The sequence below is a fragment of the Arthrobacter sp. ISL-69 genome, assembly GCF_018613775.1.
Lineage (GTDB): Bacteria > Actinomycetota > Actinomycetes > Actinomycetales > Micrococcaceae > Arthrobacter.
Genome location: NZ_JAGGPO010000008.1, coordinates 65,082 through 79,660 on the forward strand (window position 1 = coordinate 65,082; position 14,579 = coordinate 79,660).

Annotated in this window: 12 protein-coding genes and 1 pseudogene; 6 read left to right on the forward strand and 7 right to left on the reverse strand. The window is 61.5% G+C overall.

The window, feature by feature from the left end; all coding sequences use genetic code 11:
- Nucleotides 1-121: 121 nt before the first annotated feature.
- Together J7I79_RS04910 and J7I79_RS04915 are read right to left on the reverse strand one after the other, a co-directional pair.
- Nucleotides 122-1,450, reverse strand: coding sequence for an MFS transporter (locus tag J7I79_RS04910; RefSeq protein WP_214950983.1), 1,329 nt, complete (start codon nt 1,448-1,450; stop codon nt 122-124).
- A gap of 242 nt (nt 1,451-1,692) precedes the next feature.
- Nucleotides 1,693-2,625 carry a cytochrome b/b6 domain-containing protein gene (locus J7I79_RS04915; RefSeq protein ID WP_214950985.1) on the reverse strand — a complete coding sequence of 311 codons (933 nt, stop codon included), beginning with the start codon at nt 2,623-2,625 and terminating at the stop codon, nt 1,693-1,695.
- Nucleotides 2,626-3,074: 449 nt separating this feature from the next.
- Here J7I79_RS04915 and J7I79_RS04920 point away from each other — a divergent pair, with 449 nt between their 5' ends.
- The 3 genes from J7I79_RS04920 (at nt 3,075) to J7I79_RS04930 (ending at nt 6,993) form a co-directional block, all read left to right on the forward strand.
- Nucleotides 3,075-4,442 carry an MFS transporter gene (locus tag J7I79_RS04920; protein ID WP_214950987.1) on the forward strand — a complete coding sequence of 456 codons (1,368 nt, stop codon included), beginning with the start codon at nt 3,075-3,077 and terminating at the stop codon, nt 4,440-4,442.
- A gap of 73 nt (nt 4,443-4,515) precedes the next feature.
- The gene (locus tag J7I79_RS04925) at nt 4,516-6,012 is read left to right on the forward strand and encodes an MmgE/PrpD family protein (protein WP_214950988.1); all 1,497 of its coding nucleotides are present in this window, start codon (nt 4,516-4,518) and stop codon (nt 6,010-6,012) included.
- 48 nt (nt 6,013-6,060) lie between these two features.
- Nucleotides 6,061-6,993 (forward strand): DMT family transporter, encoded by a 933-nt coding sequence (locus J7I79_RS04930; protein ID WP_214950990.1) that lies wholly within the window; start codon nt 6,061-6,063, stop codon nt 6,991-6,993.
- Between the two features lie 1,102 nt (nt 6,994-8,095).
- Here J7I79_RS04930 and J7I79_RS04935 read toward each other — a convergent pair.
- The 4 genes from J7I79_RS04935 to J7I79_RS04950 form a co-directional block, all read right to left on the reverse strand.
- Nucleotides 8,096-8,698: an NAD(P)H-dependent oxidoreductase gene (locus tag J7I79_RS04935; RefSeq protein WP_214950992.1), complete on the reverse strand. Its 603-nt coding sequence runs from the start codon at nt 8,696-8,698 to the stop codon at nt 8,096-8,098.
- 95 nt (nt 8,699-8,793) lie between these two features.
- Entirely contained in the window at nt 8,794-9,096 is a 303-nt protein-coding gene (locus tag J7I79_RS04940; RefSeq protein ID WP_214950994.1) for a tautomerase family protein, read from the reverse strand.
- Nucleotides 9,097-9,228: 132 nt separating this feature from the next.
- Entirely contained in the window at nt 9,229-10,215 is a 987-nt protein-coding gene (locus J7I79_RS04945; protein WP_214950996.1) for a GlxA family transcriptional regulator, read from the reverse strand.
- Nucleotides 10,216-11,019: 804 nt separating this feature from the next.
- Entirely contained in the window at nt 11,020-11,427 is a 408-nt protein-coding gene (locus tag J7I79_RS04950; protein WP_214950998.1) for a nuclear transport factor 2 family protein, read from the reverse strand.
- 230 nt (nt 11,428-11,657) lie between these two features.
- On the opposite strand from J7I79_RS04950, the gene J7I79_RS04955 reads away from it, so the two are divergent.
- The 3 genes from J7I79_RS04955 (at nt 11,658) to J7I79_RS04965 (ending at nt 13,342) form a co-directional block, all read left to right on the forward strand.
- Nucleotides 11,658-12,386, forward strand: a complete 729-nt coding sequence (locus tag J7I79_RS04955; protein WP_251042397.1) for a phosphatase PAP2 family protein — start codon at nt 11,658-11,660, stop codon at nt 12,384-12,386.
- Nucleotides 12,387-12,467: 81 nt separating this feature from the next.
- Nucleotides 12,468-13,139, forward strand: a complete 672-nt coding sequence (locus J7I79_RS04960; RefSeq protein ID WP_214951000.1) for a response regulator transcription factor — start codon at nt 12,468-12,470, stop codon at nt 13,137-13,139.
- A complete protein-coding gene (locus J7I79_RS04965; protein WP_214951002.1) occupies nt 13,136-13,342 on the forward strand; it encodes a hypothetical protein in 207 nt (68 codons plus the stop codon). The genes J7I79_RS04960 and J7I79_RS04965 overlap by 4 nt, the downstream gene beginning before the upstream one ends.
- Here J7I79_RS04965 and J7I79_RS04970 read toward each other — a convergent pair.
- Nucleotides 13,329-14,473, reverse strand: a pseudogene (locus J7I79_RS04970) (IS3 family transposase). The gene J7I79_RS04965 and the pseudogene J7I79_RS04970 overlap by 14 nt on opposite strands.
- Nucleotides 14,474-14,579: the final 106 nt, after the last annotated feature.

Consider the following 14,579-nt stretch of genomic DNA (forward strand, 5'->3'; position numbering starts at 1 on the left):
CCTGTCGTTCGAAGGAATCCGCACGCAACATCATCGATGTGCGTACGGATTCCTTGAATTCTATGGGGTTCTGGTCTGGAAAGGCAGTCGGACCCAGTTGGCCTCTTGCCTAAGGATTATTCTATTGCTGTGCGCGGACAGGGAGTTCCGTTGCTGGACTTCCTAACTTGATCGGATCCGCGATGACATCCATTTCACGGGCATTGGGAAGACCGAACCGGGCAACGAAGATTCCGACGACGGCAAAAACCATCACGTAGTAGGCCGGCGCCGTTGCACCGAAGCTGGCGGACATCCAGGTCGCAATGAACGGCACCGTTCCGCCGAAGACGGAGAATGCCACCGAGTAGGCGAAGCCGCTGGCGCTGGCACGTACATCCACCGGGAAAAGTTCAACGATAGCAACGCCGGAGACAATCATCGTTGAGTACATCAAGGATGCAAAGACTCCGAGGCCGATTGCAGCCGGCACTGCACCCCAGGACATGAGAATGAAGGCCGGGAGTACCCAAATCGCGAGGCCCGTCGACATGAGAGTGGCGAAGTTCTTGCGTGTCATCTTGTCCATAAGCCGTCCCAGCAAGGTGCAGGCAATCATGGCGATGACCATGCCGACGACCAGGATCCCCAGCGCCGTTGACATCTGGAAGCCTTCAAACTGGACTAGGTGGGAGACCATGTAGCCGACTGTCAGGTATCCGGCCACCGCCTGGAGGGCTACCCAGCAAAACAGGATGAACAGTTCCTTCGGTACGGTGCGGAAGGCCTGCACCAAAGGCGAGTGCCGGTGGCCAGCACCAGCATTGATCACTGCGGATTCCTTTGCGGCGTCCTTGAATGCATCCGACTCGTCAATGTGCAGGCGAAGGTAGAGTCCGACAATTCCGAGCGGCACAGCGATGAAGAATGGCAGACGCCAGCCCCAGTTGATCAAGGCTTCTGGTGAAAGCATCGAGGTGGTGATCATTGCCGTGAGCGCTGCGCAGGCGGCGCCGGCAATTGAGGCCACGATCAGGGGAGCCGTGTTGTGCCCGCGGTTTTGGGCTTTGGAATGCTCCACCACAAGGACAAAAGCGCCGGTGGATTCGCCTCCGACGGAGAAGCCCTGAAGCAGGCGGCAAGCGATCAGGAGGATCGGGGCGAGGATTCCCACCGTGTCATAGGTGGGAAGCAGGCCCAGGATGGTGGTGGCGATGCTCATCAGCAGGAGGGCGAGGATTAGTTGGCGTTTGCGCCCGAAACGGTCGCCGATGTGCCCGAAGACAATGCCACCGACCGGGCGGATGAGGAATGCGAGGCCGAACACCGCGAACGTGGAAAGGAGTCCGGCAACCGGGTCCACAGTGGGGAAGAACAGCTTGGCGATCGTCACGGCAAAGTAGGCATAGAGCGCGTTGTCAAAGTACTCAATGAAGTTTCCGATTGCGCCGGCTCTGCGTACTTTGCGCATGCGGGCATTCTCGGAAACTGCCGGAGAATGGGTGGTTGCCATAGTGTTTTCCCTCGGGTCGTGTTGGAAGGGGGACCGGCTCGTCAAGTTGCCGGTGTTGCGGAAGCGGATCGATCGGTACCGGGCATCTTTGCCCGATATCAAGCGGACTACTTCGATGTTTCTATTGGTAAGACCTTTATGCTATTTGAGCAATTAGTGGCCGTGATGTCAATGACATTGAGCCAACTTCTGACGCGGATTTAGCGGCTGACTTTGCCCATCAGCGAGGCGATCGGACGAAGGAAGAGCGGACGCGCCAGAAACCAGCTGCCGATAATCGCGAGGAGTGCAAGGGCGAAGAGCCCGAAGCCAAGCCAGCCGTCGTCGTCCCGGGCAGCGAACATGTGATTTAGGTTTCGCAGGGCGCCGGTCACGAGGACAAGGGTGACGTGAACAACCGAGAACAGCACGAAGTAGGCCATGACGGGAACGTGGATCCTGCGGGCCAGCTCGATCGGGTACACCTTGTTGATTCGCGCGGCGGATTGCGGCCAGGCTCCGGACATCCGCAGCCCCGAAATGATGGCAAGCGGGGCTGCGATGAAGACTGTTGCGAAGTAGCTGAGCAGCTGGAGGGCGTTGTAATGGATCCAGCCATTTTCGAGCGGCCAGTCAAGTGCGGCGTACTGCAAAAGTGCGGACAGGGCGTTCGGAAAGACGTCCAGGGATGTGGGCAGAATCCGCATCCAGTGGCCGGTAGCGAAGAGCAGCACGATGTAGATTGCGCCGTTGAGCACCCATAGGGTGTCGAGGGTCAGGTGTAGCCACAGATCCAGGCTGATCTTCTTCGGGGGGCGCTTGGTCCTTAGGAGGCCTGAATTACTTCGGGTCCACTGGCCGGAGGGTCTTGTCGTGGTCCGCACCTGCCAGCCGGTCCGAATGATCAGAACGATGAAAAAGGCATTGAAAAAGTGCTGCCAGTTGAGCCACGCCGGCAGGCCCTTGGGAGTGTCTCGCGGGAGGGTGCCGTTCCCCGGATACTCGGCCACGAACCCCTGGATCGCCGGCTCATCCATGAGCCAGCGGGCCAGGAGAACCAGAATTCCGAGGGCTGAAATCGCACCCACGGCCGTCGCTGAGAACGTCAGCCATTTGTTCTTTTGGGCAGGTTTCTTCGGGGCGAGCGTCGACATCGTCGTCTGTTCCTCTCGTGTGGGTTGGTGGAGGAGCGGAGCCGGTTAGGGGCAGCTGCCGTCCGCGCGGCGTATCGGGCCGGTCCGGCTTCCGCTGCGTCTGACGAATCCGTCCCTCCGTCGCAGGGTTCAAATTTTGGTTCAAGAGTAGGCGGATTTGGCTCATTGGTCAATTGGTAAGACCGATAGTAGAAGTTCTTTCGCTGCAGGAGGGCGGCATAAGCGGGAGGTTGGCTGCTCGCGGCGCACCCAGCCGGAGGCCGACGGGGCGCGAAACCTTTTGTGCTTGACATCACATGATGCTGGCCTTAGCGTAATGGTTCTACCAATGAGTCGAATGGGTGTTGCTCGCTTTTCCTGAGCCCACCTGACTGATTCATCGCCCGGCAAAGGTGCCACCAGGTTTCTCCTGTCTACCGGCACTCGGAGCCCCTCATTTTGGAGGCACGTTGAGCACGACGATCTCATTGCAGGACCGGGAACTGCGGCGCAAGCGCACGGAAGTCACCCGTGCTGGAGCCATCGGCAACTTTATAGAATTTTTCGATTTCAGCCTCTACGGCTTTTTCGCGGTCATGATCTCACAGCTGTTCTTCCCGACCATCAGCCCGGTCGCTGCCCTCCTGGCCACGTTTGCCGTATACGGCGGTGCCTTCGTCATGCGCCCGGTCGGGGCAATCGTGTTTGGTCACGTCGCCGACCGCGTTGGCCGCCGCCGCGCCCTCATCCTGGCTGTCATCCTCATGAGTCTGGCCACCACTTTGATCGGCATACTGCCGACTTTCGCCCAGGTCGGCGTAGCAGCCCCGGTCCTGCTGCTTCTTTGCCGCCTGACCCAGGCATTCTCAGCAGGTGGTGAGCAGAGCAACTCCTACGTGCTGGTCCTCGAGCAGTCTGCTGCCAACCAGCGCGGCCGAAACGGATCCTGGCTGGTCGTCGCGGTTATGGGCGGCGTGGTCAGCGGCATCTTGCTCTCGCTGCTGATGGAGTCTATGACCACAGTGGAACAAATGACTGCATGGGGTTGGCGTGTGCCGTTCCTGATCGCGGCCCCGTTGGGCCTCCTCGGCCTCTACCTGCGGCTGAAGCTGCAGGAATCCGATGTCTTCAAGGCGGCAGCCGCCGAGGTGTCAAAGTCCGACAAGCGGCACGTTCCGCTTGTCCAGGCCTTTCGCACCGTCAAGAAGGAAATGCTTGTCCTATTTGGGTGGGTCGCGCTCGTGTCGCTGTGCGGATACATCCTCATCGGCTTCATGGTGACCCTGTTGGTTAAATTCGAGGGCTACGATATGTCCTCGGCTCTGGGCATCATGGCGGTCGGCTTCCTTCTTGGCATCCCCGCTGTTCACGGAATTTGCCGCTGGTCCGACCGGGTCTCCCGCAAGACCTTCGCGGGTTTTAACGCGGCAGCCCTGGTGATTTGGGCTATTCCTGCATTCCTGCTGATCGGTCAGGGCCCCGTTGGTGCAACCGTGGCTATCACCGGATGGATCATCATCATGTACCCGATGAACCTGGTGGCAGGTTTCGCCGTCGTCGAGCTCTTTCCCGTTGATGTCCGCGCAACCGCCAGTGCCCTGCCTTACCAGTTGGCCTTCGCGGTCTTCGGCGGCAGTGCCCCGTACGTCGCGACATGGCTAACGTCATCGTTCTCGTCCATGGCCGTCGCCTACTACGTCACGATTTTCGCAGTCATTGGCATCGCCGTGGCGGTGTTCGGCCTGCCGAACGCCCGCCAAATGGCCGTGATCTCCACGGATGGGGACAAGACTCTGGAGGACGAGCTCGACGACGCCAAGGCAGCTTCCCTGCGTTAGCCCTGCAACCCCCGTGCAGTGGGGTCGCGGCGGTACGAATGCTCCAAAAAGACTTCGATGGAAGGGACAAGACATGCCTGAGACTCAGGGGAACCTGACCCGGCAACTGGCCGAGTTCGTTGCCAATACCCGTTACGAGGATCTACCGACAGTGGTGGTGGAAGAATGCAGGCGTCTGCTCCTCGACACTATCGGCTGTGCGCTGGGCGCAGTCAACACGCCCAGTGGAAGGATCGCGCTTCAGCATGTTGAGTCACTCGGCGGTGGTCCCAACGCGACGGTTCTGGGCCTGGGTATCAAAACGTCTGCAACCAATGCTGCGTATGCCAACGCGCGCCTGGCCAATGTGCTGGACGCGGATGACACGTTTCCGACTTCAACGCACTTCGGCAATGCGACTGTGTTTTCGGCCCTCGCCCTAACTGAACAATTCGACGGCAGCGATAGAGATCTTTTGACCGCAATTGCCGTGGGGTTCGATGTCGGCGCCAGAATCGGTAGCTGGATGGGCGCCCCGTTCCAGGTCAAGGACGGTGAAGTTGTGGGCTGGAATGAGCTTGGCGGACCGCCGGCCACGGTGACGTGGGCTGCAGCCGGGGCAGCGGCCAGCGCAGCACGACTCGATTCTGTGCAGACCAATCATGCCTTCGGGCTGGCGGGGGCGAACTCGCCCCAACCCACGATCCGCAAATGGGCGGAAGCCCGGATCCAACCTATGTACAAGTACGCCGATGCTGGCTGGTGCGCCGATATCGGCGTCTCCGCAACGTTGCTCAGCAAACTGGGCAGCACGGGGTTCCTGGACATCCTTGATGGCGACAACGCCTTCTGGCGATTTTATGGGTCACCGACCCACGTGGATGATCTCCTGATCAGCGGCCTGGGCTCTGACTGGCAGATACTCAATACCACCTACAAGCTTTGGCCATGCTGCCGTTGGATACATCATCCTCTCACCGCATTCTCACGTCTGATCGAAGAGCACGGTCTGAAGCCGGAGGAGATTGAGGGCGTCGTCGTGCGGGCCAATCCGCTTGCCTTGTCGGAGATCTTCCGCGCCCAGCAGCCGGCGGACCCGCTGACGGCCGAATTCAGCCATGCCCATGCGATCGCTGCCATGGCATACGGCATTCCTGCGGGCCCGGGCTGGTATGAGCGGGAAGCGATGACTGCTCCCCACATGGTCGCCTTCCGCGGGAAAGTAACCGTCAAACCTGAGCCCAGTTCCTCAAACATCGCAAAGTGGATGGGGGGCGGCCAATGGCGCGGCATCCCCGGGGGAGTGGAAGTCTTCGCCCGTGGAAGCCGGTTTGCGGCAACGGCCGACAACGCGCTCGGCGATCCCTGGTCCGATTCGACCCGGTTCCCCAAAGAGATCCTGGTTCAAAAGTTCCTGGGTATGTGTGGAGTGGGAGAAGCGGACGGGCAGTCCCCGCTCGCTGACCAGGCCGCGGCGTGCGCGGAGGCGATTCTTGCAGCCGATAGCGCCGCCGGGCTGTCATCTTGGGTATCGGATGTCGCAGATTTGTCGCGCACGCTGCGACGCACCCTCGTAGACGTCCGCTCGTAGCTTAGTAACGGGAAGGCTCCGATGCTTGGACGTGCGGCGCTGATCTCTATGAGCTTGGTGATCGGAACAATGCTGGCTGCTCAAGCCCGGATTAACTCCTTCTTGGCCGCCGACCTGGGCGACGGGTACGCCGCGGCGCTGGTGGTGTTCTCCCTCGGATTCGCCACCACGGCCTCCTTCAGCCTTGTGCACCCCCGGGCGCGGGCTGCAGTTCGCCGGTTCCCGGGTCAGTTGCGCAGTGGCCAGATTGGCTGGTGGATAATCCTGAGTGGCCCTATGGGTATCTTGGCGGTGCTCGCCCAAGCGGCCACAGTGAAAGTCATCGGCGTGGCGCTTTTCTCGCTCTTCTTCATCTTCGGCCAAATAGTGTCCAGCGCGTCGATCGACCACTTCGGCTGGTCGCCGGGCCGGCGACTCCGGCTCACTCCTCTTGGTTTGGCCGCAGTAATTCTGGCGCTGGCCGGGGTGGTTGCCGCCTCGCTGCCCCGGCTAGCGACCGCATGGGTTGCCACTGGACTGATCTTTGCCGTGGTCTTCACGGCCGGATTGCTTATGTCGGGGCAAATGGCGCTGAACGGCTCGGTCACGGCCGCCACCGGCCGTCCCGAGCCTGCGGGGCTGGCCACTTATGTCTTCGGTATCGCCGCGCTACTGGCGGTCACGGCAGCGATGCAGTTCGCAGGCCACGGAACGGGCGTGCTCGTCGGTCTGGCCGAGGTGAAGTGGTGGTACCCGGCGGCCGGGCTCATCGGTCCCGTGGTGGTGCTGCTCGGCGCAGTGATCGTTCGCACCGTTGGTGCCCTGCTCTTTTCGATGGGCCTGGTCGCCGGGCAGTTAGCCGGATCGATGCTGCTGGACGTTGCCTGGCCATCTGCCGGCACCATCTTCTCCTGGGCGACGCCAATAGGCGGATTGATGGCCCTTGCGGCCCTGTTCGTGCTGCAGCGGTGGGGACATCACCGGTCGGTCCCACCGGAGTAAACAAATACTTAGAAGGGTCAGGCCGAAGAATGCAGCCGGGGAAATCCTCGACAGTTCGGGGCCCCGGCTGCCCGAGGGCTTAGCCGCATGTGAAGCATGGCGGACATGTTGCAGTAGATAGCTGTCCGGACAAACACAGCCGGATCTCTTCGGGACCTGCGTTCTGACTGGGGGCTCCGTCAGCCACGAAGTTGAGGTGTGGACAGTGTCCACACTTTTGGCTTCGGATCGGGTCGTACATCGGTCGGACTGGGCCGGACTGCCTATGCTTTCAAGAGTTCCCAGTGTTTGTAAGGGCTGGAGTCCGGTTCGAGTCCCACCTTGGGCACAGGTGTTTTCGCAGGTCAGAGGCGTTTTTCCCTGAAATTGGTGCTTTTTCGTGTGGACAGTGTCCACACTCTCGCCTCTGACCTGGTTCTCCGAGGGTGTGTGGGTTCCCGGAGGCCCGTATTCGGTTGTGTGGGGGAGCGGGCTCAGTCCGGCGTGCCGGGTCCTGCCTGAACGGGCTTCGTCTGGGAGTTCATCCCTGCTGGTCCTTCCGGGTAGTTTTTAGTCTTCACGAGTTCATGGCGGCTAGGTCCGGATACAACATGACTTGCTGATTATTTGTGGCCCCGACCTAGGCTGGCGTCTGATTCCGATATATCTGTTCTGACTCGTTCACGTCGGGACTTGTGCGTGCCGGCATGACGTGCCTGCGTTGGGAGATACCAGTGGACACCTTCGCTTCCGCGGAGCACACGCAGGAGTGGAATTCCGATTCGGAGGGTGGGATGCGGCGGTGTTCGGCTGGCTCCGAAACGTCCCGTCGTCGTCTGCCGCCGCATCCCCATGACTGCGGTTTTTTAGTGGACCTTGGGCTACTGGCTCGTTGCAGTCTTCGAAGCACGGCGAAGAAGCAAGACCAAAGTCCGCCTTAATGCCCTGATTGGAATATAGAGTGCGTGCCGGCGGGCGCGTCCTGGCTAGTCCGAACACCGCCCAGCCATCATTGTCGTCCATGCGGGGAATTGGACAAGTGACTCGCCGAGGCTGTCGGCCCAGCGATTCTTGGGGCTGAACCTGCCGCGCCCCGGCGCTGGTCCCGAAGTCTTGCCGTGAATCAGCGGAGGACAGATTCTTGTCTTACAGGGCTCTCGGGCGGCACGGGGTCCGTGTTCTCCAACGGCACAGGGTCGGCGAGGGATTCCGTGATGAGGTCCCGAAACTGCCGACGAAGCTGCAGTAGGCCAAATTCGTCGACCTCTCGCACGCCGTGGATGACAAGGGGTTCGAGCCATCGCATCCCAAGGCGCCGGGCGGTCGCCTTTAGGGGAACGAGAATTGCTTCGTATTCCCAGCCATGGAGACCTCGGGGACCGTAGCCATCGGAGGCACCGCCCGTGCTCGTGACGATGCGGAGCGTCTTGCCGGCCAGGGCGCCCGGGGTGCCGGTCCCGTAGGCCCAGCCCCGGGCAAGAACGCCGTCGAGCCAGTGTTTGAGAATTGCCGGCGTCGAGTACCAGAACGTTGGGTATTGCAGCACAATGTGGTCAGCCTTTTCGAGAGCATTCTGTTCGGCCTGGATGTCGATGTTTGTCTCAGCGTAGAAGTCGGACAGGACACGGATGTCGATGTTCTCTATTGATGCCGCCTCTTCGACGAGGGCTGCGTTGATGCGTGAACCGCGGAGGTCGGGGTGTCCGACGATAAGTGCTGTTGTCATGTGGTTCTCCGAAAGATCAAAGGGTTGAACAGGGGCAGTCCGTATGGCCATCCGGTTGCGGACCAACGTGGAGTCGTCTGTCGGCGCCGGACCTATCACTTCTGGACGACCGGCGCCTTCTCCGCAAGTTCCGGTCGAGTAACGGGGTGGCCGTCGATGGACTCGTAAGCGCTCTTGGAGCGGGCAAGTCCGTCCATCAGGCTTGCTGGACCCCGGAAGGGAAGACCGCCAATGTGCCAACCGTCTGTGTGCAGTTCCTCAATGAGGACCCAGACCACCTCGCGGAAAGCTTCAGATCCTTCAAACTTCACCATCACGTCAGTTAGGGCCGCCGCCATCCGGTGCTTTTCATCTTCCGTGAAGACGCCGTCGACGAGCTTGACATTTACGAAGGGCATTACCTTCTCCTCTTGCTGGGTGCTTCCCGGTGATCACCGGGTACATCAAGCATCGACGAGAATCGGGATCGGGGAACCCGCAGAAATCACCATCCAGCCCACAAATTGCGTTATCTTGCCGATGCGGCGCGGTCAGGCGTCCGGAAAGTCTGGTGACCGCAACTGGAGGTGTTCAAGGTATACGGACGGGCTCATTCCGATCTTCTGGATGAAGGATCGTCGTAGTGTTTCCGCACTTCCAAATCCGCTCGCGGCTGCGGCTGCGGCGACCGTACTGCCCTTCTGGAGCATCGTTTGCGCAGCCTCGATCCGGATCATTTCGACGTACCGGCCGGGCGTGGTCTTCGTGCTCTCCTGAAATAGCCTCGCCAGGCTGCTGGCACTGAGATTTGTCATCGCGCCCATAGCTGTCAGTGAGTAATCTGCGCCCGGGTCGGCCGTAATGCGATCCAGGAGCTTTCGGAGGGGGCGGTCGGGCGGGACGCTGCTGCGGGCAGCGACCGAGAGTTGGGATTGGTTTCCAGGTCGGTGGGTGAAGATCACCATTTGACGGACGACGGCGCGAGCGACATCGGGTCCGTAGTCTTCTTCAACCATGGTCAGGGCCAGGTCCACACCGGAGCTGACGCCGGCAGATGTGATGATCGAGCCGTCCTGCACGAACAACGCGTCCGGGACGACGCGGACCAGTGGGAACGACCTGGTAAACCGCTCAACTTGGGTCCAGTGGGTTGTGGCGTTGCGGTAGTTCAGCAAGCCGCATTGCGCTAACAGGAAGGCTCCGGTGCACACCGAGGCGATCCGTCGCGCCCCGTTCGTCAACTGCGAAACGGCGTCGACGAGTTCTTGCTCGAAAGGTCTTGAAACCATCCCGTAGGCGCCTGGAACGATAACTGTGTCGAGGAATCCTGCGTTTTCGGACGCAATCTCGGCGGTTAAGTGATGTCCGTTGGAAGCGCGCTTTGACTTCCCATCGGTTGAGATAAGGACGGTTTCATAGCGTGCTCCGAACGCATTTGCATGATGGAACACATCAGCCGGCCCGGCTACGTCGATCATTGTCACCTGGTCATGGATCAGGATCCCGATACGCTGGCCTCGCTCGATCACGGTGTTCACCTCAGCCCTAAAAGAATACGGTCCGCAGCATTCAGACGCCCACAATCCCTTCCTCAATCTTTGCACTTCATCTCCCGGGCAACGCCCGGCACGGGTATGGGAGTTTTCCGCGTTGCGCGTTGCCCGGGCAAAGTAGCGAGACACCCGACGGCGGTCGATAAGCACCGACAAGAGAAGTCCACAACGATGACTCCTGTCCAGTCCGCACTGTCGTGTTTTCATCATTCTGCAGAGTGGAGCAACACATGAAACTCGGCGCTTTCCCGTGGCTACCACAGCGTTCTACGAGAAACTTGGATTTAGCAAGCATCGAGGAGACATCATCCAGAACTGGCTGATTCTGAAGACTGGTGCTGTCATATGACTCTTCCAAGAAGGTTTGAGGGGGCGGCGACGCCGTCGAGGGATCGGCATCACTCATGCACCAACACTAGCCAGACGCTCGGCCGCGCGGCCGGCCAGACCAACAGTCCCGCACCCTGTCGGAGGGCATGCTCGCAGGGCTCGCACCCCGTTTGGGCGTCCGCTGGCGCGGCCGGCTGTTGGGTCCAGTGTTGTCCGTCGCAGGACTCCGGCCATCCCTGGCCCTGTTTGTCTACACCGATGCTCCTATAGGCGTCAAATAGGACTTGGCTGTTTTAATTCAGGACTTGCATGACGCTTTGAACCAGGACCACCCGTCAAAAGAGGGCCGTCTTGCAGAGTCGGCTTCAATAGGACGCAACCCGTTCGAGGAGAACGAGGGTCAGGGACGCCGTCGGCCTCGTCGGCGGTGTGGGCTCCGGTATCGGTGTAACTGTCAAGCTAGGGGGGTGGCGGGGCCGGGTCTGCAGAACGCTCGGCGCGCCATGGGGTGCGCCACTCCGCAGCGTCCCAGCCATCCATGATGTAGATGCGTTCGTGTTCAACCCGGTCGTCCCTGAATTCCATCAGGCTGACGCTAAACATCCAAGGCGCGCCGTCGTAGCTGATCAGGTTCTCGACAACGACCAGGTCGGCACGATGGGTGATTCGCCGAGTGTGGAACTTGAGGTCCGCCGGGTACTGCCGTCGCCACTCGCGGAAGTTCTCCACGCCTTCGAACCGTTCGCCAGACTGAGGGAACTCAAGCACAGCGTCGTCGTGGTAGATCTCATGGGTGATGTCCTGGTCCATGCTTGCGAACTCCCAGTGTCGCCGCAGGGCCTGCAGGAGGTCCGTCTCATTGAGCATCACTCACCTCCTCGCACCAGGACTAAATCTTAACTTCGGGTTCCTTGCCTGGCAATGGGTAGCAGGTCGAACTCTAAGCGACGACGATGCTCCTATAGGCGTCAAATCTCTGTGTGGTGCGTGAACAGGTTCTTAGAGATTTCTTGGCACCCGCCTCCCACACTTGGATGAGGCAGGCATGAGCGCTGCCGCGGCAATAGAAGGGGGATGGCCAAGTGGGTGGGGCGGATATGGCAAGTGGGATCGCGTCGGAGCGCACGCGGTTGGCGAGGCTGCCGCAGCTGCGGCACTGGATCGCGCTGCCGCTGGTGTTTGCCGTCCTGATTGTGGCCGCGGGGCTGACCATGCGGTCCGTACCCGCCTTAACGGCCGCCGACTTCTCCGTCGATGCCGCGCTGAGTCGTGACCACACGCCGCCGCTGACCGTGATCGCCCTCTTGGTCGACGTGGTGTTCAGTCCTGCGGCTGGCGTGGTAATGATCGCCGCGATTTGCCTGTTCCTGCTGTTGGTCCGCCGGAGCCCGGTGAACGCCATCGCCACCGGGCTGGTGGCCGCCGGATCGTGGGTCAGCAGCGAGGTGTTCAAGCTGGTTGTCGCCCGGCACCGGCCAGACTCCACCGCGCTCTTTGACCCCCTCACCCCGGAACCTGGCACCGACAGCTTCCCTAGCGGGCATACTGCCCTGGCTGTGGCCCTCGTCATCGCCCTGTTCCTGCTGGCGCGGGGCACCCGCTGGCAGTGGCCCGTCCTGGTCTTGGGGGCGGCGGTGGCCGTTACGGTTGCCCTGTCCCGCATTTACCTTGGCGTCCACTACCCCACCGACGTTGCGGCGTCGTTCCTGACTTCTTTGACCGGAGCCTCCTTCATCTCGGGCCTGTGGAACAAATACGGGCTGGCGGTGCTGGCACGCCTGCCCTTCCTGGCCAGGCTGGGGCCGGTTCCGGCCCCGGCCTCCTGACCAACGGCCCCCTGACCGCACCTTTGAGAACAGCGCCTGGGTACAGCGCCGCTCTGGTCGGATTGGGTCAGAATGGCAGTCATGGACGCGAACCGGAAGAAGCGCGTGCTGCTGGTGGAGGATGACCGGCAGCTCGGACCCCTCATCGCCGAACTCATCGGGGACGACTTCGAGGTGACCCTGGCCCGTGACGGCCAGCAGGGGCTGCACCTCGGGCTCACCCGGGAGTGGGATGCCCTGGTGGTGGACCGCGGGCTCCCGCTGCTCGACGGGGCGGCACTGGTCACGGCACTGCGCGACAAGGGCGTCACCGCGCCGGTGCTGATCCTCACCGCCCTCGGTACCGTACAGGCCAAGGTGGACGGCCTGGATGCCGGCGCCAATGACTACCTGGTGAAGCCGTTCGACGCCGCTGAGCTCGCCGCCCGGCTGCGCGCACTGACCCGCACGTTCCTTCCGCCGCTGCGGACCATGCCGCTCGGGGACTGGACGTACGACGCCGCCGCCCGGCTCCTGCTTTCCCCCTACGGTGACCGCGTATCGCTGTCCCCCAGGGAGGGGTCGCTGCTTGAGGTGCTGGCCGCCGAACCGGAGCGAGTTTTCTCCCGGACGGAGCTCCTCGACAAGGTGTTCTCGGCAGCGGACCAGCCGGGCGCCGTCGACACCTACGTGCACTACCTCCGTCGGAAGGCGGGCCGCGACATCATCCGAACCGTGCACGGCGCCGGATACCAGTTGGGAGACCCATCGTGAATCCTTCCGATGCAGACCGGCTGATCCTGCGGACCGCCGCCCGTAAGGTGAGCGCCCAGATTGCCCTCGTGTGCGCGGCAAGCGTCGCCGTCGTCATCCTGGCGCTGGTGCTCTTCGCGCTGTACCGTTCCCAGCCCGCCGAACTCGTGCAGCACCCGGGACTGCCCCGGCTTTTGTTGACTCGGGGTCTTAGGCCGCTGTGAGCTCGGTGCAGTTGATTGTTTCATATTCGATGGGCGTGAGTTTTCCCAGCCGTCTTTGCCGTCGCCGGCGGTGGTAGGTCCGCTCGATCCAGGTCGTGATCGACAGCCGGAGTTCTTGCCTGGTGGTCCACCGGTGACGGTCCAGGACGTTCTTTTGCAGCAGTGAGAAGAACGATTCCATCGCGGCGTTGTCCGCGCATGCGCCGACTCTGCCCATCGACCCTGTCAGTCCGTGGTGCCGGAGCGTTTCAACGAACCGGCGGGACCGGAACTGGGAACCACGATCCGAGTGCACCACGGTCCGTTCCGGGCGGCGTCACCGCACCGCGTTCTCCAGTGCGGCCACGGCCAGTGAGGACTTCATCCGCGAGTCCATCGAGTATCCGACGATCCTCCCGGAGTAGACGTCCTTCACCGCGCAGAGGTAGAGCTTTCCTTCACCGGTGGGGTGTTCGGTGATGTCTGTCAGCCACAGTTCGTTCGGTGCCGAGGCGGTGAAGTCCCGTTCCACCAGGTCGTCGTGGACCGGTGGTCCCGGCTTGCGGGTCAGGCCGCGTTTCTTCGAAAACACCGACCAGATGCCGTGGTCCCTGCACAGGCGTTGGACCCTGTTCTCGCCGGCCGTGATGCCCTTCCCGGGGAGCTCGTCGGCGATGAAACGGTATCCGAAGGCGGGATCGTCGTCGTGGATGTCCAGGGCGGCGTTGATTAGGTGCGCGTCCGCCCAGTCCCGTTCCGTCACGGGGCTGGCTTTCCACCGGTAATAGCCTTGCTTGCTGAACTTCAACACCCTGCAGGTCACCGCCACGGGGACACCGTCGGCGGCAAGATCCGTGACCAGCGGGTAGGTCATTTTGGGTTGATGTCCCTTGCCAGGTAGGCAGCAGCCCGGCGGAGAATCTCATTCTCTTGCTCCAGCAAGCGGTTCCGCTTCTTTAGCTCGCGCATCTCGGCCGATTCCGCCGCTGCCGGGCCGGCTCCGGTCTCCTTACGCTCGGCGATGGCGATCCAGCGCTTCAGCGTGGTGACCGATAGCCCAAAATCCTTTGCAATCTGCGCCAGCGGCGCTTCGCCCTTGCGGGCAACATCAATAACATCCTGGCGGAACTCCGCCCCATAAGCCGTGGGCATGGTCAACATCCTTCCACGAGCAGCAGCTCGCTAGGTCAAGGAGTCAACAAAACCGCGGGCAGTCCCATGGTCTTGGCGGTCGGTCGGGGACTATCTCGTTAACGGT